General features: G+C 46.6%; 17 protein-coding genes. 11 read left to right on the forward strand and 6 right to left on the reverse strand.

Annotation, left to right across the window (positions count from 1 at the left end; translation table 11 throughout):
* Nucleotides 1-11 precede the first annotated feature (11 nt).
* The 6 genes from QYB97_RS05410 to QYB97_RS05435 all read left to right on the forward strand — a co-directional run bounded on the left by QYB97_RS05410 (nucleotide 12) and on the right by QYB97_RS05435 (nucleotide 7,802).
* Nucleotides 12-776, forward strand: a complete 765-nt coding sequence (locus QYB97_RS05410) for a LamB/YcsF family protein (protein WP_301164957.1) — start codon at nucleotides 12-14, stop codon at nucleotides 774-776.
* An 84-nt stretch (nucleotides 777-860) separates the two neighbouring features.
* Complete coding sequence (locus tag QYB97_RS05415; RefSeq protein WP_425589765.1) at nucleotides 861-2,915, forward strand: sigma 54-interacting transcriptional regulator; 2,055 nt, start codon at nucleotides 861-863, stop codon at nucleotides 2,913-2,915.
* 13 nt (nucleotides 2,916-2,928) lie between these two features.
* Nucleotides 2,929-3,819, forward strand: a complete 891-nt coding sequence (locus QYB97_RS05420) for a 5-oxoprolinase subunit B family protein (RefSeq protein WP_301164959.1) — start codon at nucleotides 2,929-2,931, stop codon at nucleotides 3,817-3,819.
* Between the two features lies 1 nt (nucleotide 3,820).
* Nucleotides 3,821-4,801: a 5-oxoprolinase subunit C family protein gene (locus QYB97_RS05425; RefSeq protein ID WP_301164960.1), complete on the forward strand. Its 981-nt coding sequence runs from the start codon at nucleotides 3,821-3,823 to the stop codon at nucleotides 4,799-4,801.
* Nucleotides 4,802-5,419: 618 nt separating this feature from the next.
* On the forward strand, nucleotides 5,420-5,968 hold the full coding sequence (locus QYB97_RS05430; RefSeq protein ID WP_301164961.1) for a BclA C-terminal domain-containing protein: 549 nt from the start codon (nucleotides 5,420-5,422) through the stop codon (nucleotides 5,966-5,968).
* Between the two features lie 16 nt (nucleotides 5,969-5,984).
* Nucleotides 5,985-7,802, forward strand: coding sequence for a hypothetical protein (locus QYB97_RS05435; protein ID WP_301164962.1), 1,818 nt, complete (start codon nucleotides 5,985-5,987; stop codon nucleotides 7,800-7,802).
* A gap of 66 nt (nucleotides 7,803-7,868) precedes the next feature.
* On the opposite strand, the gene QYB97_RS05440 is transcribed toward QYB97_RS05435, so the two are convergent.
* The 3 genes from QYB97_RS05440 to QYB97_RS05450 all read right to left on the reverse strand — a co-directional run bounded on the left by QYB97_RS05440 (nucleotide 7,869) and on the right by QYB97_RS05450 (nucleotide 10,230).
* Nucleotides 7,869-8,840, reverse strand: coding sequence for a patatin-like phospholipase family protein (locus QYB97_RS05440; RefSeq protein WP_301164963.1), 972 nt, complete (start codon nucleotides 8,838-8,840; stop codon nucleotides 7,869-7,871).
* 155 nt (nucleotides 8,841-8,995) lie between these two features.
* Nucleotides 8,996-9,145 (reverse strand): hypothetical protein, encoded by a 150-nt coding sequence (locus tag QYB97_RS05445; protein ID WP_301164964.1) that lies wholly within the window; start codon nucleotides 9,143-9,145, stop codon nucleotides 8,996-8,998.
* Between the two features lie 119 nt (nucleotides 9,146-9,264).
* Complete coding sequence (locus QYB97_RS05450; protein WP_301164965.1) at nucleotides 9,265-10,230, reverse strand: patatin-like phospholipase family protein; 966 nt, start codon at nucleotides 10,228-10,230, stop codon at nucleotides 9,265-9,267.
* 305 nt (nucleotides 10,231-10,535) lie between these two features.
* Here QYB97_RS05450 and QYB97_RS05455 point away from each other — a divergent pair, with 305 nt between their 5' ends.
* Together QYB97_RS05455 and QYB97_RS05460 are read left to right on the forward strand one after the other, a co-directional pair.
* Nucleotides 10,536-11,381 carry a nucleotidyltransferase gene (locus QYB97_RS05455; protein WP_301164966.1) on the forward strand — a complete coding sequence of 282 codons (846 nt, stop codon included), beginning with the start codon at nucleotides 10,536-10,538 and terminating at the stop codon, nucleotides 11,379-11,381.
* Nucleotides 11,382-11,561: 180 nt separating this feature from the next.
* Nucleotides 11,562-12,524, forward strand: a complete 963-nt coding sequence (locus tag QYB97_RS05460) for a DUF6454 family protein (protein ID WP_301164967.1) — start codon at nucleotides 11,562-11,564, stop codon at nucleotides 12,522-12,524.
* Between the two features lie 94 nt (nucleotides 12,525-12,618).
* Here the strand turns inward: QYB97_RS05460 and QYB97_RS05465 are convergent, their stop codons facing one another.
* The 3 genes from QYB97_RS05465 to QYB97_RS05475 all read right to left on the reverse strand — a co-directional run bounded on the left by QYB97_RS05465 (nucleotide 12,619) and on the right by QYB97_RS05475 (nucleotide 16,106).
* Complete coding sequence (locus QYB97_RS05465; protein WP_301164968.1) at nucleotides 12,619-14,376, reverse strand: carbohydrate-binding protein; 1,758 nt, start codon at nucleotides 14,374-14,376, stop codon at nucleotides 12,619-12,621.
* A 204-nt stretch (nucleotides 14,377-14,580) separates the two neighbouring features.
* Nucleotides 14,581-15,084 (reverse strand): P-loop nucleotide/nucleoside kinase family protein, encoded by a 504-nt coding sequence (locus QYB97_RS05470; RefSeq protein WP_301164969.1) that lies wholly within the window; start codon nucleotides 15,082-15,084, stop codon nucleotides 14,581-14,583.
* Entirely contained in the window at nucleotides 15,081-16,106 is a 1,026-nt protein-coding gene (locus QYB97_RS05475; RefSeq protein WP_301164970.1) for a LacI family DNA-binding transcriptional regulator, read from the reverse strand. Before QYB97_RS05475 ends, QYB97_RS05470 begins: the two co-directional genes overlap by 4 nt.
* Before the next feature lie 308 nt (nucleotides 16,107-16,414).
* On the opposite strand from QYB97_RS05475, the gene QYB97_RS05480 reads away from it, so the two are divergent.
* From QYB97_RS05480 to QYB97_RS05490, 3 genes are read left to right on the forward strand one after another with little or no spacing between them, the layout of a single operon-like run.
* Entirely contained in the window at nucleotides 16,415-17,734 is a 1,320-nt protein-coding gene (locus QYB97_RS05480; RefSeq protein WP_425589767.1) for an ABC transporter substrate-binding protein, read from the forward strand.
* Nucleotides 17,734-18,615 (forward strand): carbohydrate ABC transporter permease, encoded by an 882-nt coding sequence (locus QYB97_RS05485; RefSeq protein WP_301164972.1) that lies wholly within the window; start codon nucleotides 17,734-17,736, stop codon nucleotides 18,613-18,615. The genes QYB97_RS05480 and QYB97_RS05485 overlap by 1 nt, the downstream gene beginning before the upstream one ends.
* Complete coding sequence (locus tag QYB97_RS05490) at nucleotides 18,602-19,432, forward strand: carbohydrate ABC transporter permease (RefSeq protein WP_301164973.1); 831 nt, start codon at nucleotides 18,602-18,604, stop codon at nucleotides 19,430-19,432. Before QYB97_RS05485 ends, QYB97_RS05490 begins: the two co-directional genes overlap by 14 nt.
* The last annotated feature ends 3 nt before the right edge of the window (nucleotides 19,433-19,435 follow it).

Genomic DNA, 19,435 nt, shown 5'->3' on the forward strand with positions numbered 1-19,435 from the left:
AGGGTGAGAGGATGCTTGCAGTCGATTTAAACTGTGATATGGGAGAAAGCTACGGTCTCTATCAGATGGGCAATGATGAGGAGATGATGAAGTACATTACTTCGGCCAACATTGCCTGCGGCTACCACGGCGGCGATCCTCATATTATGAGGAAAACGGTCGAGCTTGCGAAAAAGTACGAGGTTGCCATCGGTGCCCATCCGGGTTTTCCCGATTTAGTCGGTTTCGGACGCCGCCCACTGAAGGCTACTCCGGAAGAGATAAGAGATTACGTGATCTACCAGACCGGCGCGCTTCGGGAATTTGCAGCTTACCATTCCGTACAACTGCAGCATTGCAAGCCGCACGGCGCACTGTACATGATGGCCATGGAAGACGAGGCGATTGCCAAAGCGATATTGGAAGGGTTGTACAAAATCAACCCGGAGCTCATCGTCTTCGCGCTCAATAACTCTGCTGTTTTGGAAGTAGGCAGGAAAATGGGAATGCGCGTCGCGCTGGAAACGTATGCGGATCGCGAGCATACCGCTTCCGGGTCTATCGTTATGACACGTGCCGGATCGGAGATTAAGGATTATGACGGGATGGCTGACCGCGTGGTGCGGATGGTGAAGGAAGGAAAGGTTCTCACGCATTTGAATGAAGACGCCTCTCTTACAGCGGAAACCATCTGTATTCATGGCGATACACCGGGCGCTTCGGTTCTTGCCCAGAAGATCAGAGAAGCCTTAACGAAAAACGAGATTGAGGTCAAGCCGATCAGCGAAATCCTTTGAATCTTCTTTCTGTGTGATTCCCCAACTAATAATGGCAGCCAATTGTGATAACATTAAGATGACCAAGCAATTTGCCAAGGGGGAATGACTGTGGTGCTGTGGAGAAACCTGCTGAAGCCGATTTCAATTAAATTGGATAAAGATCTGACCAATTCCCAAGTAGTAAACAAACTTATCACCAACAAAAGCGCCATCGGTTTTATTTATGAAGCAGGCGAAATCACCGGCTATGTTTCTTTGCTGTCTTTGATGAACGCCATTCAATCCCCGGCGGATTTTGAGCGGACGGTTGAAGGCAAGACAGACATTTTAAAGGTGCCTGAAAATGCTGCAGTGGAGTTTTATTACCATTGCTCGGTTTTTCTGGGACTGAATGAACAAGAAGAAATCACCGGCTATACGACCGCTGATGAGGCCGAGCGTCTGCTCAACGAGAAGCGGCTCACCGAGATGAACGAAAGCATGGATCATGCCCAGATCGGCATCATCACGACGGACGAAAATTTTCGGATTACGTTCATGAATGAAACAGCAGAAACGATCATGGGTCTGCCGCGTACCTTTTTAATGGAACGCAATTACCGGACCCTGGTCCAGACTGACCGGGATCTCAGTGAGGTACTGGAGGGCAAGCGTCTCTTAAACGTCAAGTCCTCCTTTAACTTCAAGCAGATGAGCGGCCATTTTTCGCCCATTTACAAAAAGGATAGTATTAAAGGAATGGTTCACGTCTTTTTCCTGCAGGAGCAGTTGGAGGAAATTGCGCGTGAGCTCGCCTTTGTTAAAGAAATGAACGAGGACCTGCAGGCCATCTATTCCTCATCCAACGAACAGATACTTACTGTGGATGCAGAGGGAACAATTGTTACGGTTGCAGGTTCTTTCCTCTGCCATTTTTGGGATGCTGAAAACTCTGAAGACATCATCGGCGCCAATGTGTTCCAACTGGAAAAGGACGGGCGGTTCACCCCGAACATTGCAGACCAATGCATCAAGCAGCAGAAAAAAGTATCTCTTGTTCAGCGTACGGATGAAGGCTATGAAATCTGGTCAACGGCCACACCGATATGGGATGAGAAAAACAAGATTAAAAAGGTGATTGTCATCTCCCGTGATATTACCGCCCGGGACAAGGAAAGCAGGAAGGATGAGGAAGCTGTTCTGCCTGCAGATTCCCCATTCACAGCCAGCCATAAACCGAAAAAGCAGCTCATTTACCGGTCCTCCTCTATGACGGAACTGGTGGAAGAGATGAAGCATGTGGCCGGAGTGGATTCCACGATCCTGCTGCTGGGGGAGTCAGGTGTCGGGAAGGAAGTCTTCGCCCAGCATCTGCATTACTACAGCAAGCGAAAGGAAAAGCCGTTTGTGAGCACCAACTGTGGGGCCATCCCGGAGAACCTGCTGGAAAGCGAGCTTTTTGGCTATGAAAAAGGAGCGTTCACGGGGGCGCAGAACTCCAAAAAAGGCATGTTCGAGCTGGCTGACGGCGGAACGCTTCTGCTGGATGAAATCACTGAGATGCCGCTGCTGATGCAGGTGAAGCTTCTTCGCGCCCTTCAGGAGCGGGAGATCATCAGGGTCGGCGGAACCGCGCCGATTGAGGTGGACGTCAGGGTAATAGCCACCACGAACCGCAACATAAAAAAGCTCGTGCAGGAGCAAAAATTCAGGGAGGACCTGTATTACCGGCTAAATGTTGTTCCCATGAGAATTCCGTCTCTCCGGGAAAGGAAGGACGATATCGTGTCACTATCTCTTTTCTTTTTGGAGCAGTTGAACGATAAATACGGAATGGAGAAAAATTTGTCCAGGGATGCCATTCTTTTGCTGGAAAGCTACCGCTGGCCCGGCAATGTACGTGAGCTGCAAAACATGATCGAGCGCCTGGCGGTCACAACGAAAGAGCAGGCAATCAAACACAAGGATGTGTATGACGCGCTCTATAAAACAACCGATTTGCCGACCCAGCCTGTTGTCGTGGAAGGCATCCTCCCGTTAAAGGAAGCCGTTGAGCAGCTGGAAGACCAGTTGATTCAGATGGCTGTGGAAAAATACGGAAAAGCGGCGGATGCAGCCAAAGCACTGAAAATCAGCCCTGCCACCATCAGCAGGCGGATGTCCCGTTTTACGAAGTAAGGAGGATGTCGATTTGTTCACCCTGCCAAAGACCCGCTTTCATTTTAGCGGAGACGAATTTATAGTTGCCGAAATTTCCAGGGAGATGAACGCGGAAAGCAATTTTAAAGCCCTGGCCATAACGAATGAAGTTCGGAACAGAAACATTCCGGGAGTAATTGAGGTCTATCCGGCCAATGCCTCCTATTTGGTGCGCTATGATCCTGATGTGGTCAGTCCGTATGACCTGCTTGATTACCTGAAGGACATCGATATAACCAAAAGCGATATCGGCCAACTCAATTTTCAAAGCAAGATGATCGAGGTTCCTGTCTGGTATGACGATCCGGTTTCGGCCGAGTTCTCCAGAAGGTTCAGCGACCGTAACCCGAAGGACGCTGCGGATGTTACCGATTTTGAATACACGATGCAGCTCAATGGCTACCGTGATAAAGAGCGGTTCATCGAGGCCCATTCCAAGTACCCGCATCTTGTGACTATGCTGGGCTTCAACCCAGGCTTGACCTGGTCATATCCGCTTGGGCCGGCAAAAGAAGAGGTCATCCATGCGCTAAAGTATGCGAGTCCGCGCACAGATACGCCAAAAGGCGCGCTCGGCATCGGGGGTGTGTTTTCGGTTATTTATCCCCTTTCTTCTCCCGGCAGCTACCAGCTGATCGGGGCATCTGCCGTTCCGGTCTATGATCAGAAACAGCAGCTGTCAGATTTCAAGTCTTCTATCATTCTGGTCCGGCCGGGGGATCTGTGGAAGTTCAAATCTGTTGACGAGAAAGAGTTTGTGGCGATCAAAAAGCAAGTAGAGGAAAAGAGCTATCGATACAAGGTTAAAGAAGTAGCTTTTTCTGCAGAGGATTATGTCAGGAGCGGGCGATCGTATATTGAAAATATGATGGAGGGGTTCTAATGTGTTCAACATCATTAAACCAGGACTGAAAACCACGATTCAGGACAATGGGCGCTACGGGTTTTACCACCTTGGTGTTCCTCCTTCAGGTGCCGCGGACAAGTTTTCCTATAGGATTGGCAACATACTGCTCGGCAACCCCCTGGATAGCGCGGCTCTTGAAATGACTCTGCTCGGACCGGTTATTGAAGTAGAGAAGTCTACGGTTATTTCGGTAACTGGAGCGCCTGCCAGGGTTCTTTTGAATCAAAAAGAGATTCCCATGTGGGAGACCGTGAAGGTTGTTGAGGGAGATTTATTGGAGTTTTCGTACCACAGCAGTAAAGCCGGTGTGTATACCTATTTATGTGTGTCGGGAGGGTTTTCGCTGCCGGAAGTTCTGGGCAGCCGCTCGGCCTATTTGCTTAGTGACTTTGAAGGTTACTTGGGAAGGAGGCTGGCGGCAGGAGACGAGGTTGCGGTTAGTGAACCGCTGCCTGGTGCCTTTAAAAGGGCAGGCATATCGCTACCCGATATGCATATTCCCGCTTTTTCAAACCATGTGAACGTGAGAGCGGTGATGGGTCTGACGAGCGACCTTATTACTGATGAGGGAGTGACAGGGTGCCTGAACAGTGAATGGACCACTCAGATGGAATCCGACCGGGTGGCGTTGCGCATGAAGGGAGCGATTGTTCCAAGCGAGGAGTTTCCGCCTCCATTCGGTTCAGGCGGGGGATTCGCCAGCGTAGTGGACATGGCGTATCCGATTGGTGCCATTCTCGTGCCCAATGAGGAGGAAATCATTGTTCTGCTGAATGACGCAACGAGCGGCGGAGGGTTTATTTCCCTCGGTACCGTGATCAGTATGGATCTGGATCTTATCGCACAGGCCCGTCCGCTTACTACGATTCGGTTTCATGCGGTTACAATTGATCAGGCACTGGTTGCGCGCCGTGAGCGGAAGAAGAAGTTGGCGCTAATTTCCGAGATGCTTGGATAAATCGTTCGACTTATTTCCGGGGAAATTGCAATAAAGAGGGGGGCTTCTTGATGGAAGTCTCTTTTTGGTGTGGGCGCTGGGAGATGAATGTAGCGAGTTTTGTCGATATCGGGTGGGGTTAAACGGATTGAAAATAAAAGTGGGGTTTTTGAACATGGATTTGGATTTTTGAAAATAAATGATACAGTTTTGAAAATAAATAGTGCTGATTTGAAAATAAATGAGCGGGAGCGTCAAATTGAGGGCTGAGGATCTTATCGAAAGGCACTTTACATTGACTGTTCGCGGATAATAGAGAGTTTTTCGCTGATAAAGAAGCTCAATTCGCGGATATATCGAAATTTTCGCGGATAAATAATTAAAATTCGCACCTAAGTTAAGATCTGGAAGGTAATAACGCCACGAAACTCTATTAACTTCCTCAATTTGTCTCTCAAAAGGCTAAATATATCCTGTTTAACCTCTCTGCTCATTGATTAACAACTAAATGATCCCGAAATAACCAACAATACAATACAAATTAGTCCCTCTCCCTCACACCAACGTCACTATACCTGCATATTCTATTACTATTACTGGAGCCTTTCTGGACAAGTATAGCGAATATATCAACACGAGGTGATTATCATTTCCAAGTCATCAAAGAAATGCAAAAGATGTGGACATGGCCATTGCTCCTGTACCACCATTATACCGGTTCCTTTACCCGGCACTCCGGGTGCGCCAGGTGCACAGGGTCCACAAGGGCCAGCCGGAACGGCAGCATCCACTGACTACGCCTATATTTATCAATCGGCTGCCGAAAATGTGGCGGCGGGTACCGATGTAACGTTCGACAAAAATGGAACTATTTTTGGAGCGATTGCTCATACGGTGGGGGATGCAGCTATTACACTTAATACCCCTGGAAACTATAAGATTTTCTTTTCTGTAACCGCCCAGGAGGTAAACCAATTTGCGCTATTTTTAGATGGTACTCAGGTACCGGGAACGATATATGGATCGGCGGATACAAGCCAGCAGAATACGGGTGTGGCCATTATTAATGTTGCCGCACCATCTGTCCTTACGCTACGGAACCTCTCAGACACTGCTGTTCAACTGGAAACAATCGCAGGGGGAACGGCGTTCAACGTAACAGCGTCCATTCTCATTCAGCGATTATAAGAAAGGAGTTCCTTACTTGAAGAAAAAACGAAAATCAAAACGCAGTAGTTCTTCTTCTTCGCACTGTTCACTGGCCAGAGGTGAGGTTTGCGGAAGTATTGAACATCGTCCAGTTCTCCCGGCAGTTGGAATTCCAGGTACTCCAGGTGCGCCTGGCCAGCCAGGACCACCGGGATTCTCCTCGGATCATGCGTTTATCTATAATTTAATTACCCAGGCACTGACTGCTGAAGAAGATATCCTCTTTGATAGCAATGGAGTAAATTTTGGAACCATTACGCATACACCCGGTACAGCGGAAATTGTAATCAACGACCCCGGGGATTACTATATTTCTTTTTCCGTAACAGGGGACATTAATAATCAGTTTGGATTATTTAATGGAGGAATTCTTGTTCCCGGAACGATTTATGGATCGGATGATGTTAATCAGCAAAATTTGGGACAAACCATACTCACAATAGATACTGTACCTGCAACATTGACCGTCCGCTATCATACGAATGTTGTTCCGCTGACAGTTACCCTTCAAACGCCGGCCGGGGGAACGCAGACAAATGATACCGCGTCAGTATTTATTCAAAAATTAGGTATGCAAACGACTGCGACAGTGGGCACAAGTGCCGACCTGCTGGTGGCGCTTAACGACAATACGATTAGCCGAATCATTTTAACTCCTGGAACTTATGATATCAGTGCTAGTGCTTTTGTACGGACAAATGCTGTAAGGCTTATTTCAACTGCAGCTACAACTGTGATTTTCAACACCAACCAGGCGTTTAACTTTATTACAATTGGTGAAAATATTGATCCCCAGGCCCTTCGAATTCAGAATATCAGAACCAGGAATACTTATGCTAATATTCGTGCAGCGATTGATGACCCGTTGACACAAGATGGGGACACAATTGAATTATCACCAGGGACCTATACTGAACCCGTTACGCCAGCTTCCCCACTATTAATTAACAAACAAATAACGTTAAGAGGAATATCTGCGCAATTAACAGAAGTAAACTTTACCACCCCACCTTCGAACACTTCATATATGGTTATTTCTGCTGATAACGTCACTGTCGAAAATATTCACTTTATCGGACCTGTAGGGACAACGGACAATGCCCTTTTAAGTGTAAGACTGAAAAGCTCTTCACCCTTTGAACAATATACGAACGATATTATCCGATATAATATACTGGAAGGGGGAAGATATAGCTCACTCCTTGATGTTGAAAATTTTCAATACATTGGAAACACAGTATTATATAATGGAAATACTTACGCATTGGTCCTTCAAACTATCAATAACGGACTCTTTTTGGGAAATGTTTTGAACGGGAACGTAAATGCTGGGCGGGCATTCTCGATTGAGGGCTCACTAGCAACAGGTACTCTTCAATTTTCGAACAACAGTATCTTTAGCTTTCAACAAGGCTGGCTTTTAAACACGAGGACGGTAGCTCCTTTATCGTTCATTGTGACAGAAAACTATATGGACCATAGGGACGCTAGAAGTGGAAGCACGGTTATCTTCGATATGTATCTTGGAGGTGTACAATTTGACAGCTTCCGAGAGATTTTAATTGAAGGTAATACGTTTATACAACCAAAACCGAATCGACTTGCCGTTTTTATTGATTATAGAAACGGTGGTACTTCTACTCCAGTAGAAAAGCAAATCAAAGTCTATAATAATTTCTTTCGTTATGCCGAGCCTTGGGGTGTATTGGGTAGAGACGAGCTTTACCCTGGTTTTCCCGTTGGTTATTCAACACCAGCTCCTGCAGGAATGTCAATTGCTGTTTTTGATATGATTGGGAATCAGAACTTTTAAAGAAAAAAGCACTCCGCTTTATGTGGGCCGGTTGCTTTTTTGTTTTTAGCTATAATAACGGCCCTCCTACAAAACAACATCAGCAGCCCAATTCTTCTCAACAAACCGCTCAGCAGGCTCTAAATCAGTCTCATTCGCAATCTCAATAAGAGCGGGAACGGCGGTTGGATCGGTCTTGGAGAAGTTGGGGATGCGTGGATCCAGCCGATAGAAGCGCTTGCCGAGCAGGTTTTTACTGACCATAGATTCATAATAGGCGGAGCTGCTGCTGGTAATTTGAAGAAAGGGCAGCAGCGGTTCATTTTCGGAATGATCCTGGAGGACTCCCCAGTTCGGAGGCAGGTCCTCCAGGTTTTCGGGACGGATGTTATCTGCACTCACCATTCCCCAGCCTCCGGTGTCTCTTCTTAACTGTGTTGGCTGTTCGCCCGTTCCAATGGATAAAACCGCGATCTTATTTAAAGGAACGCACGCTTTGCCCACTGCAAACGAGATGCAGGCGGTACTGGGATTGGTTGCGACGAGATAACCATCCACATAGTTCTGGTAAGCTCGCTGTGCCGTGGGAGCAGCGCTGCTCCGGAGGACAACATCGCTCACTTTTTCATTTAAATAGGGAGAGCCGGGGAAGTTATTGAACAGCACAGGATTCCAGCGATCCACCTCCGGGTCGTACAGGTGAAACGAAGGGATAACTACTTTTGGATTTAAGTCTTTAAGCCGAAGGTCATCCGGGAAAAACTCCCGTATCGCTTTAATAAAGCGGGAGAGCGACAATTGCTGGTTAAAAACAGGACCTCCAGGCAGCGGATCACTGAATGCCGGCAGAATTTCTTTCTTGAAAAAACGGAAGGTTTCTTTTGGTGTTCTCCCGCTGGCTAACGCCATAGCGGTGATGGAGCCAATGGAATTTCCGGCGAAAACATCTGTTTTTCGAACGAGTTGTGGCGTCAGTTTCGAAAGCCGGTTCAATAGCTGCAAACTCAATGCCCCCAAAACTCCGCCACCATCAAAGGTCATGATTCGGTATGTGCCCAAAGGTGATATCTCCTTTCCAGTCCGATCAAGAATATTCTTCAGTATATGATGAGACGGTGACGGAGTATGAACCTTGGATTTTTCTGTTTTTCTTCGTTGCTGAGAATGTAAAAGAGCGCTCGGAGTTGAGCGCTCTTTTTTAGTGTGCATGCCTTTTAATCGCGCATGGATCCAGCCTCACGGGAAGTTATCGCACCTTGTCCTTCGCTGACATCCTTTTGAATTTCTTGTTTTACTTGTTGTGCATCAGTTCCGGAGACATTTGTTTCCTTCGAATCTTTTTTAGCCTGTGGATCTTGCTGCATATTGTTTCCTCCTCAATTTCTTATTTAAACAAACTTATTATGTTCAAAAACACATTCTGTATGTCCCGAATATAGCAAAAGCCCTCCAAAAGGTCCTGAGTGGAGGGCTTTCTATTGAGCTAATGTGAGCAACCCCAATTTTTCTCTACAAATTTAACAGCAGGCTTTAAATTGGTCTGGTCTGCAATTTCGATGACAATGGGAGCGGAGGCAGGGTCGGTGAGGGAAAGGCTGGGGATGCGCGGATTCAATCGGAAAAAGCGTTTGCCCAGCAAATTGCCGCTCATGATGGTTGAATTATACGATGCACTGCTGCCGGTCACTTGAAGAAAGGGCAATAAAGGTTCATCCGCTGCATGGTCTAACAGGACGCCCCAGTTTGGAGGCAGATCCTCCAGGTTTTCGGGACGGATGTTATCTGCGCTTACCATTCCCCAGCCTCTGGTGTCCCTTTTTAAGCGTGTCGGCGCTTCGCCCGTTCCGATGGATAAAGCCGCGATTTTCTCCAGGGGTACGCCGGCTTTACCTACTGCCAGCGAGATGCTGTCTGCACTGGGGTTCGCTGCGAAAATATATCCATCCACATAGTTCTGATAGGCGCGCTGGGTAGCGGGAGCACCGCTGCTCCTGAGAATGACATCGCTCGCTTTTTCATTTAAATAAGGAGAGCCGGGGAAGTTGTGAAACAGTACCACGTTCCAACGGTCCAGCTCCTTGTCGTACAAGTGAAACGCAGGCACTACTACTCTGCGATTTAAGTCTTTCAGGCGGACGTCATCCGGAAAAAACTGCCGTATCGCTTTTACGAAACCCGAGTACGGTAACTGTTGGTTAAAAACAGGTCCACCTGGCCGGGAAACACTGAAGGCTGGTAGAATTTCTTCCATAAAATAACGAAAGGTCTCTTTTGGCGTTCTTCCGCTGGCCAGCGCCAGGGCAGTGAAAGAACCGACGGATGTGCCGGCGAAAAGATCCGTTTTACGAACGAGCTGTGGCGTTGCTTTCGCCAATCGGTTTAAAAGCTGTAAACTTAACGCCCCCAAGGTGCCGCCCCCATCAAAGGTCATGATCCGGTATTTGCCCAAAGTTGATTTCTCCTTTCGAGTCCGGTCAAACGTATTCTTCAGTTTATGTGAGTATTGCGGGAGCTGTATGGGCAAATTGGGGGCTGGATTTATGAAAATGATGTGAAATGCAACTAATCTTTGTCGATCTGCAACTAAAGTCGCCAATCCCGCAACTAAATCGTGTCGACCACTATAACCATAAAGAGCCCACGGATCACTTACAAAAGGATTCCTTTATCAGGTGTTTTGGCACAGCGATTGCCTTAAAGTTTATAATGGACAATAAGTAGTGTGCCATTATTTGTGCCAAAGGTGGAGATCTGTTGACTTATATTAAAAATATTGGGCGTTTTTGTTTGATGAATGACAATGGTTATATAATAAACGACTCACATTTAGAGAAAGTTAAACCAGAATTTTACAAGGTAATAGAAGAAGTAGTAGAAAATTACCAAAAACACTTGGGCTCCGATCTGCACAGTGTATATATCAGGGGCTCAGTTCCCCGTGGATTGGGCATATATGGGGTTTCAGACATAGATACAATAGCAATAACGAATAGAGAGACGAATGATATCGACTTGAAATGGGTGGATAAAGCAGAAAATGATTTGAATAGAAAATATGATTGTATAAAGGGTGTAGAGTTTAGCTTCTATTACATTGAAGATATTATAGAAACCATCAACTTTTCGATCATTCCGTTTATGATTAAGACTCATAGTATATGTGTATATGGAGAAGATATAGCAGCTCAATTACCTAACTACAAGGCAGATAAAACACTAGGGAACCAACATCTTGTTAACCTAAAGAATCAAATCAAACAAGCGAAAGAGGACCTTGCAGGCAATGATGATAAAGAAGATATATTGGATTGTTGCACTTGGATTATGAAAATTATAGTTAGGGCAGGTCTCGCACTTGTCATTGATAAAGAAAAACAATATACAAGAGACCTATACCCAGCGCATAAGATATTTTCGAAGTATTATCCAGATAAAGAATCTGAAATGAAACAAGCAGTTAAATATGCTATTAATCCTACAGAAAACCGGAATGTGATCATTAATTTTTTAGATAATATGGGAACTTGGATGATAAACCAAGCTGATATATGGTTACAGGTTCATAACCCCCAAAAGGTAAGTAATATGAAAATGATGTAAAAAAATATTTCAACGAGGTATTGAGCGCCCAAAGGGTAATCTATGTTCCCGGGTAATTTTGTTCTTGTAATATGTATCCGAAAGTTTACAAATATCAAATAATCACCTTACTCTATCTTAATATCTTTTGTGTAAGGTTAGTAAGACAACATGATATTAGTAAACTGAGGAGGATGGATAATGAAAAAAGCAATTCTTGCAATAGCAGCCACACTTACTATCAGCACTCTATCAACTGCGTTTGTCTACGCTGATGCACATAATTCGGGGAAAGAAAAAAGTGAAATGGTTGATAAATTCCAAGGTCTTACACGAGATAATGCCTGGGAACAAAAAGGGAAAATCGACCTTAAATTTAATACTTATCATCCACAAGGAATGACGAAAGTTGGAGACGTTTATTATATGTCTTCAGTAGAAATCTTAGAAAAACCTGTGAAATTCAATCAGCCTCAAGAAGGTTATGACCGCACGCCGGGTAAAGGCGTTGGCCACCTTTTTGTATTTAATAATCAAGGTGAACTTTTAAAAGACATTAAGCTTGGCGAAGGCAGTATATACCACCCCGGCGGTATTGCCTATGATGGTAAATCGGTTTGGGTTCCCGCTGCGGAATATCGCCCAAACAGCAAGTCAATCATCTATAAGATAGATCCTCAAACAATGAAATCCAAAGAAGTGTTCCGTACAAATGACCACATTGGTGGAATTCTTCGTGATGGAAAACATGGAGCTTTAAAAGCTGTAAGCTGGGGTTCAAGATCTTTTTATACGTTTAATGAAAAGGGAAAAGTGCTCAGCAAATCAAATAACCCCAGTCATTTCATCGATTACCAGGATTGTGAAAATGCAGGAAAAGACAGCATGATTTGCAGCGGCATTACTGAACTGCCACAAAAAGGATCTGCCACTGATAAATATGAATTAGGCGGACTAGCTTTACTTGATATGAAAACGATGGATATGGTTCACGAATTGCCTACTACTCTGTTTTCGCCTCAGGAACATGTTGTGACACGGAATCCAGTATTTCTTGAAAATACGAAACAGGGAATAAAAATGTACGCTGTTCCCGATGACGATCAATCGTCTATGCTTATATATGAAACAAAAGTTACTAAAACGACCGGGCAGGATAATTAAACAGCGTATGGTGTTATTTTTGTTACAAGAGAAATCTGCAAAACGATAGAAAAAAAGACCAACCGTGTGAAGTTGGTCTTTTTTTCTATTAAATTTATTTCAACAAATTACGTCCCTTAAGCAAATCCTTTTCCAATTTCACCGTCTTACCATCACTTTTAAACACCGCATACTCCACAGCTGGCTGCACCACCACGTTATCTAGCAGCAATTCTTCACCAGTAAACTTCAATTTCAGTTCGTGCACACCCTTGCCCAAATAAACAGGGTGTCCCGCATTAACCAACGTCAGAAAATCGGTATCAGGGGAAGGCTGTACCTTCACATAGCTCACATTTCGGCCATCGACCTGCACATCGAGCTTGCCGGCAGAACTCGCTTCCCGAACCAGCGCACCAGACAACAGGTACAAGCCACTCTTACTAACAGTTACCTTCTTGGAGATCACATCTGAACTTCCTAATCTCACAATCTTCCCGCTGTAGGATGCATCTCCGGTCCATGAACTTTCCGGGGTTAACGTCTCCGGCTTGCCGAGCACTGCGTCAAAATCTTCAGCTTCTTCTACAACGGCTGTATGCCGCTTAACGGTTTTCGCCTGTAAAAGCTTCTCTGCTTTGGGAATGGAATTCACCGTTTGCAGCGCCATCAAAGCCTCGATGGTCGACTCTGCGCCGGAGTTCCAGTTTACTTTTCCAGTTACGCCGTTCAGGCCATCATACCCGCGGCCGGTTTTGGCATCATACATGACAGCATTCGCATCATTATTCCCAGTAAACCAGGAGGCTGCCAACCCTGCATACTTTGCGTACTTCGGATTATGTGTTGCTTTGTACACTTCAGCAAAGCCTTGTGTCAGCATGTTCACGCCATAGGCGATTTGCTCATCCTTCGCCATGGTTGGCGCCATTTCCTTGATCATTCCTGTAACAAGCAGGTGGGAGAAGAGCTGATCCGCTTCCTGCTGTGCGGATTTTACCCATTTCTTTTCATCGAGCACCCGGCCGGCTTTTGCCAAAGCAAAGGATTGGCCGCTGCCCCATGCATGCCAGAGGGTAGGGGAGCCATCCCAGTCCAGATGGGCGCCGTACGGATACTTTGTATAAGAACCATACTGAAACTCATCAAGTCCGCGGCCCACTTTTTTCATCGAATCCTTCACACTTGCAGATGGTGCAGCTTCATAAAAATAAGCAAGACCGAGCAATGCATTGGACATGGCGTCATAGCCGCCGATCCAGGCAGGAACTTTGTAACCGTGTACATTTTTGTATTCACCATAGTTTTCGTTTACTTTTTTCTGCAATGCCTTGTTCGCCAACATAAAGCTATCCTTCAATTGGGCAGCATAAGCGGGATCAGCCTTCTTAAACACGCTGTATCCTTGCCCCATGGCCCACATTGCTCGAGCAGCCCACCAGTCAAACGACTTTTTGCTTGTTCCGCCATCTTTATTGATGGAAAGGTCTTCATAAACAAAGTTATAAAACTCACCGTCATCAGCCTGCATGTGCATGACAAAATTCAGTGCTTTCTTTGCGCTTTCAAGGGATTTCTTATTCCCATTCTGTTCATAATCGTTCAGGTACACGACCGCTGCACGGGCCACATCGTCCACGCAGGCAATCCCTTCACCTGACGCGTCAACCCATTTGTAATCCGGGGCTTCCGAATAGATGTGGGTGATCAGCATGTCCACCCCATCGATCGTTACATCCTCGTTTAAAAAATTGAGGTGCTCCAGATTCACCGGTGTTTCTTCCTCCGACGGTTTCCCCGCCGCATGTGCATACGCCGGTGACGCCAGACAAAAGGCCACCACAAACGCCAAAAGCATTCTAAATCTCTTCATGATCTTCCTCCTTGGTAAAACTTTATGATGTCTTTATAAAAGGTTGTTGCTTTGGAATGTAGGATCTACTTTGATAAGTTGATTGGAGTGGAAGGTGCGAGACTGCGCCCGCTCCGCGAAAGTAGGCGCTCGCGCCGGTAAAAGCGAGCAACCTGAAGCGGAAATCAATTACTCCATTCCGTCAACAGTCAACCTTTTAAAAAGTTAAAGCCTGAATTCATGAAAGCGGTTCCGCAAATCCTCAAGAATCTCTTTTGGTGACTGGTTCGTGGTGTTATATAGATAACGCCGGTTGGCGGGATCATTTTCGAGCTGGTTCAGTAAAAACAGCGACCGGTCAATCAGGTCCGCATTTCCTCGTTCCTGCAGGCGCTGCACAAGCACGTCCTCATCTGCCCGCAGCACAACATAATAAATCTCAACATCATACCCGGACAGCCCGCGGCAAAACCATTCCAGCTCGTCCTCCACCACATAATCGAGCACGATATCCAACCTATGCTCTAGAAAATTTTTCGTGATGGAGAGGGTGTTTTGCCAGACGATGGACAGCTGCTCATCCCAGGGCGGCTGATTTTTCCCGGTAAACATTGAATGAATATCATCCCCATGCACGAGGACCACGTTCTCCATACTCTCAGCCAGCATTTTAGAAATCGTGGATTTACCCACCCCGCACGGCCCGGAAAAAATGTAAATCCGGTTCATGAGCCGGACCGAGCCTTTGCCGTCGACTCCCGCACGATTAACTCTGTCGGAAGAAGCAGTTCGATGATCGGTTCGTCCCGGTGCTGCATGCGCCAGATCAGCTGCTCAACCGCTTTACGGCCGTACAGATCAAGGTCGATGTTCATCGTTGTGATTTTCGGAGTGGTCAGCCGGGAAAGCATACCGTTGTCAAAACTAACCACAGACGCTTCATCCGGTACAGAGATGCCTTGCTGCTGCAGGGCGGACCGGACGAAAAAGCCAAACCCGTCGTTGACGCAGAACCAGGCCGTCGGCTGCACATCCAGCCCCTGCACGAGCGCATTCACATCCAGTTCATCTTCTTCCATAGAACTAAAAACAAACTGATTCTTCCGCTCAATCCCATGCTCGGCGAGCGCCAAATCATAGCCTTCCAGCCGTTCCTGATAGCTTGGTGACAGCTTCGCGTTTCCGACATAAGCGATGTCGCGGTGGCCAAGTTCAAGCAAATGCTTGACCGCGCTATAGGCGCCGAACCGGTTATTCGTTAAAATGGCGTCCGCGTGAATGAGAGGATGGTGATGGTCAATCATAACCGTCGGAATGCCGGTTGCAATTACGGCGTTCGTGTACTCGTTGCTGATATGGGAAAGGATAAGCACACCATCAACTTTGCCTTCAGCGATAAAGGACGGAAGCACAAGGTTGTCACGTGCTTCAGTATTCACCGACTGAATGAGCAGGTTCATGCCGTGCACCGTTACTTCTTTTTCAATACTAAGGTAGATTTCACCGAAAAAGCTTTTCAGCGAAAAGGCGTAATCCGACGCGATCAATCCGATATTGCCGGTGCCCCGGCTGGCATTTTCAATAGATAGAGTCTGCTTTTTCATCCGATAGCCAAGCTCGTGGGCTTTCTGTTCAATGCGTTTCCGGGTGGCGTCACTTACGCCCGGCTTTCCGGATAGAGCCTGGGAAACGGAGTTTTTCGATATATTCAATGCATCTGCGATATCCTGCATGGACACTTTTTTAGCCATAGGGTCTCAAACCTTTCAGTGGATAATGACAATTTAAGTTTGTCACGTTACAAAGTAATCATAACCTAACTGAGAGTACTGGTAAACAGCAATGACGAAAAATCATCCAATAGACTCAGGTTAAAAAGAGTTGACAGAACTTTTGTAATCATGTAAAACTGTAATTGTAAGGTTATTAATTACATTACAAAGTTACAAATAGAATAAAATGTAATGTTTTCCAGCAAGGAAAAAGAAGGCGCTGGATTTTTTTCTACTATTGAATGATAGCGCTATCAAAAAACGTATTGGGGGATATTGTGATGAAAATGAAAAAAGCAGCATCACTATTGCTTGGAGCGTCAGTATTGGCTGGTTCACTTGCAGGCTGTTCAACCGGAAACCCGGCAGGCGAGGATTCGACGTCCAAGAACGGCACGACCACGATTGAATTCTGGGCTGCGCCAAACCCGCCGCAGCAGGCATATTGGAAAGAAACCGCTAAAGCGTTTGAAAAGGACCACCCGAAAATCAAGATCAAGGTGAGCCCGATTAAGGAAAGCCCGACATCCGAAGCAAGCATCCAGTCCGCCATCGCGGGTAAAGAAGCGCCAACCATGTCGGAAAACATTAACCGTGGATTTGCCGCACAGCTGGCAGAAAGTAAAGCAATTGAGCCGCTGAACAAGATGAAAGGGTACGACGATATCCTGAAATCACGAAGCATGACTGACACGATCAAAGGCTGGAAGTTTGCTGACGGCAACCAGTACGTATTGCCGATCTACTCCAACGCCATGCTGTTTGGCTGGAGACTGGATATCCTGAAAAAACTAGGCTATAATGAGCCGCCAAAAACATACAGTGAAGTACTTGATGTAACTAAAAAACTGAAAGCGAAATATCCGGACAAGTACCTGTGGGCAAAGCCTGACCTTGCCGATCCAACCGCCTGGAAGCGCTGGTTTGACTTCTTCATGCTGTATGACGCGGCATCCGGCGGAAACAAATTCATCGAAGGCAACAAGCTTGTCGCGGACGACAAAGCCGGTGTGGATGTCCTGAACTTCATGGACAACATCCGCAAGGAAAAAGGTATCCTGACTAAGCAATCCAAGGATCCATTTGAAACCGGTCTTGGCATCTTTACCGACATCGGACCATGGACCCTTCAATACTGGGCAGAGAAATTCCCTGAAATGAAATATAACAAAACCTTTGCGTTCTCTACGCCTCCGGTTCCGGATGGCACTGATACAAAAAATGTATCCACATTTGCGGATACAAAAGGTCTTGTGATTTATTCCTCTGCTCCTGAAAATGAGAAAAAAGCAGCGATGGAATTCATCAAGTGGGTCTACTCAAAACCTGAAAATGACGTGAAGTGGATGGAGAAAACGAACCTTCCGCCAGCACGTGACGATTTGGCAACGAACGATGCGTTCAAAGAGATTTATGAGAAGAATCCTGCGCTGAAGCCGTATGCCGAAGCGATTCCGAACGCTGTTCCGTCCATTGATAATGCGAAATACAATGAGCTTCAAACGTACATTGGCCAATATGCCGTCAACCCTGTCGTAAAAGGGGAAGTACAGCCGAAGAAGGGCTGGGAAAAGATGAAAGAGGCCATTGAGGGGGATCTCAAGTAATGAGAACCAAAAATAACAACGGTATGGGCTGGCTATTTGCCAGTCCTTACCTTTTATACGGGCTGATCTTCTTTCTCATCCCGCTCGGCTGGTCGTTCTATCTGTCGATCACCGACTGGAACCTGATCGCCCCGGTATTTCATCATGTTGGGTTAGATAACTTTATCAAGGCACTGAAAAGTCCAGGCGTACATGCGGCATTTTTCGTCACCTTCAAATTTATGATCGTGTTCGTGCCGATGGTCATTGCGTCCTCTCTGATCGTGGCACTCGTCGTTCACGGCCTGCCGCGATTCAAAGGTTTGTTCCTGATTGGCTTCTTCCTGCCATATCTTGCATCAGGCGTTGTATCATCTTTTATCGTGAAAGGCTTTCTTTCCTACAACAGCCCGGTGAACACGTTTTTGAGAGGGCAGCTTGGGCTCGACATCAACTGGCTCGGCACGCCATTATCCGCGTTGCTTCTTGTCGCGGTCATTATCGCCTGGAAGTTTACCGGCTATTACGCGTTGATTTTAACGTCAGGCTTTGAATCGATTAACCAGGAAATTTACGAAGCGGCCGCCATTGACGGCGTCAACGGCTGGCAGCGCTTTTGGAGAATCACCCTGCCGCTGTTGTATCCGGCATTGTTCACGACCTTGATCCTTTCCATTGGCGTCACCTTCGGAATTTTTACCGAGGTGTACCAGCTGACAGGCGGAGGACCGAACTTTGGGACCAATACATGGCAGATGGAGATCTACAAGCAGGCGTTCCAAAACCTTTCTGCAGGCTATGCTTCTGCCGTTGCTTTGATCGCATCCGTCGTGACTTTCATCTCGATTTTTATCATTCGAAAATTCTTGGAAATGTGGGGGAAACGAAATGGTTGGACATAAGAAAAAATCACTTACAATCCGCTATATTATCGCGTTCCTTCTGCTCTTGCTTATGATATTTCCGTACCTGTACATGGTGCTCAACTCGTTTGCCGACTGGAGCCAGGTGGACCGCAAGCTGATCCCGACGAGCTTTACGCTCCATTCGTATGAATGGCTGCTGAGCGGCGGGCAGTCCGCAGAGCCCCGTCCGTGGATCCGGGCCTTCTTTAACAGCCTGATTGTTTCTTCCGGCTCGACCATTTTAATGATGATTACCGGTGTGGTGGTTGCCTACGCGCTTGCCAAGCTGCAGTTCCGCGGCCGCAACTTCCTGAACAATGCCATCCTGTTTCAGATGTTTTTCCCGGCGATCATCCTGCTTGTGCCGACGTTCCTGATCATTCAGCGCCTCGGTATGTATGACTCCTACCTGGGAATGATTCTTCCGAAAGCACTGAGCCTGTGGGCGATCTTCATGTACACCAACTTCTTCCGGGCGATTCCGGATACGTTTATTGAAGCGGCAAAACTGGACGGCGCATCCGACTGGCAGATCATCTTCCGGATCATTCTGCCGATGTCCAAATCCATCACGATCGTCGTGTTCCTGTTCTTGTTCATGGAACGCTGGACCGAACTTTTGTGGGATATGATCGTTGTCAAAAGCGACAATATGCTGACACTGAATGTGCTCCTGTCCCAGATGTTCGGGCCGTACGGCGGCTATCCGGGACCAATGTATGCGGCATCCGTGATCCTGACCGTGCCGATCATCATTCTGTTCTTGTTCTTTGCCAAGCAGTTTAAGGAAGGCATGCAATTTACACTGAAATAAGGA

Source organism: Fictibacillus fluitans, from assembly GCF_030418125.1.
Lineage (GTDB): Bacteria > Bacillota > Bacilli > Bacillales > Fictibacillaceae > Fictibacillus_C > Fictibacillus_C fluitans.

What these genes read in the sequence shown, in the direction of transcription:
- QYB97_RS05410 (WP_301164957.1), top strand. Translation starts at nt 12, where the DNA reads ATGCTTGCAGTCGATTTAAACTGTGATATGGGAGAAAGCTACGGTCTC.
- QYB97_RS05415 (WP_425589765.1), top strand. Translation starts at nt 861, where the DNA reads ATGACTGTGGTGCTGTGGAGAAACCTGCTGAAGCCGATTTCAATTAAA.
- QYB97_RS05445 (WP_301164964.1), bottom strand. Translation starts at nt 9,145, where the DNA reads ATGCAGCAAGATCCACAGGCTAAAAAAGATTCGAAGGAAACAAATGTC.
- QYB97_RS05460 (WP_301164967.1), top strand. Translation starts at nt 11,562, where the DNA reads ATGAAAAAAGCAATTCTTGCAATAGCAGCCACACTTACTATCAGCACT.
- QYB97_RS05465 (WP_301164968.1), bottom strand. Translation starts at nt 14,376, where the DNA reads ATGAAGAGATTTAGAATGCTTTTGGCGTTTGTGGTGGCCTTTTGTCTG.
- QYB97_RS05470 (WP_301164969.1), bottom strand. Translation starts at nt 15,084, where the DNA reads ATGAACCGGATTTACATTTTTTCCGGGCCGTGCGGGGTGGGTAAATCC.
- QYB97_RS05475 (WP_301164970.1), bottom strand. Translation starts at nt 16,106, where the DNA reads ATGGCTAAAAAAGTGTCCATGCAGGATATCGCAGATGCATTGAATATA.
- QYB97_RS05480 (WP_425589767.1), top strand. Translation starts at nt 16,415, where the DNA reads ATGAAAAAAGCAGCATCACTATTGCTTGGAGCGTCAGTATTGGCTGGT.
- QYB97_RS05485 (WP_301164972.1), top strand. Translation starts at nt 17,734, where the DNA reads ATGAGAACCAAAAATAACAACGGTATGGGCTGGCTATTTGCCAGTCCT.
- QYB97_RS05490 (WP_301164973.1), top strand. Translation starts at nt 18,602, where the DNA reads ATGGTTGGACATAAGAAAAAATCACTTACAATCCGCTATATTATCGCG.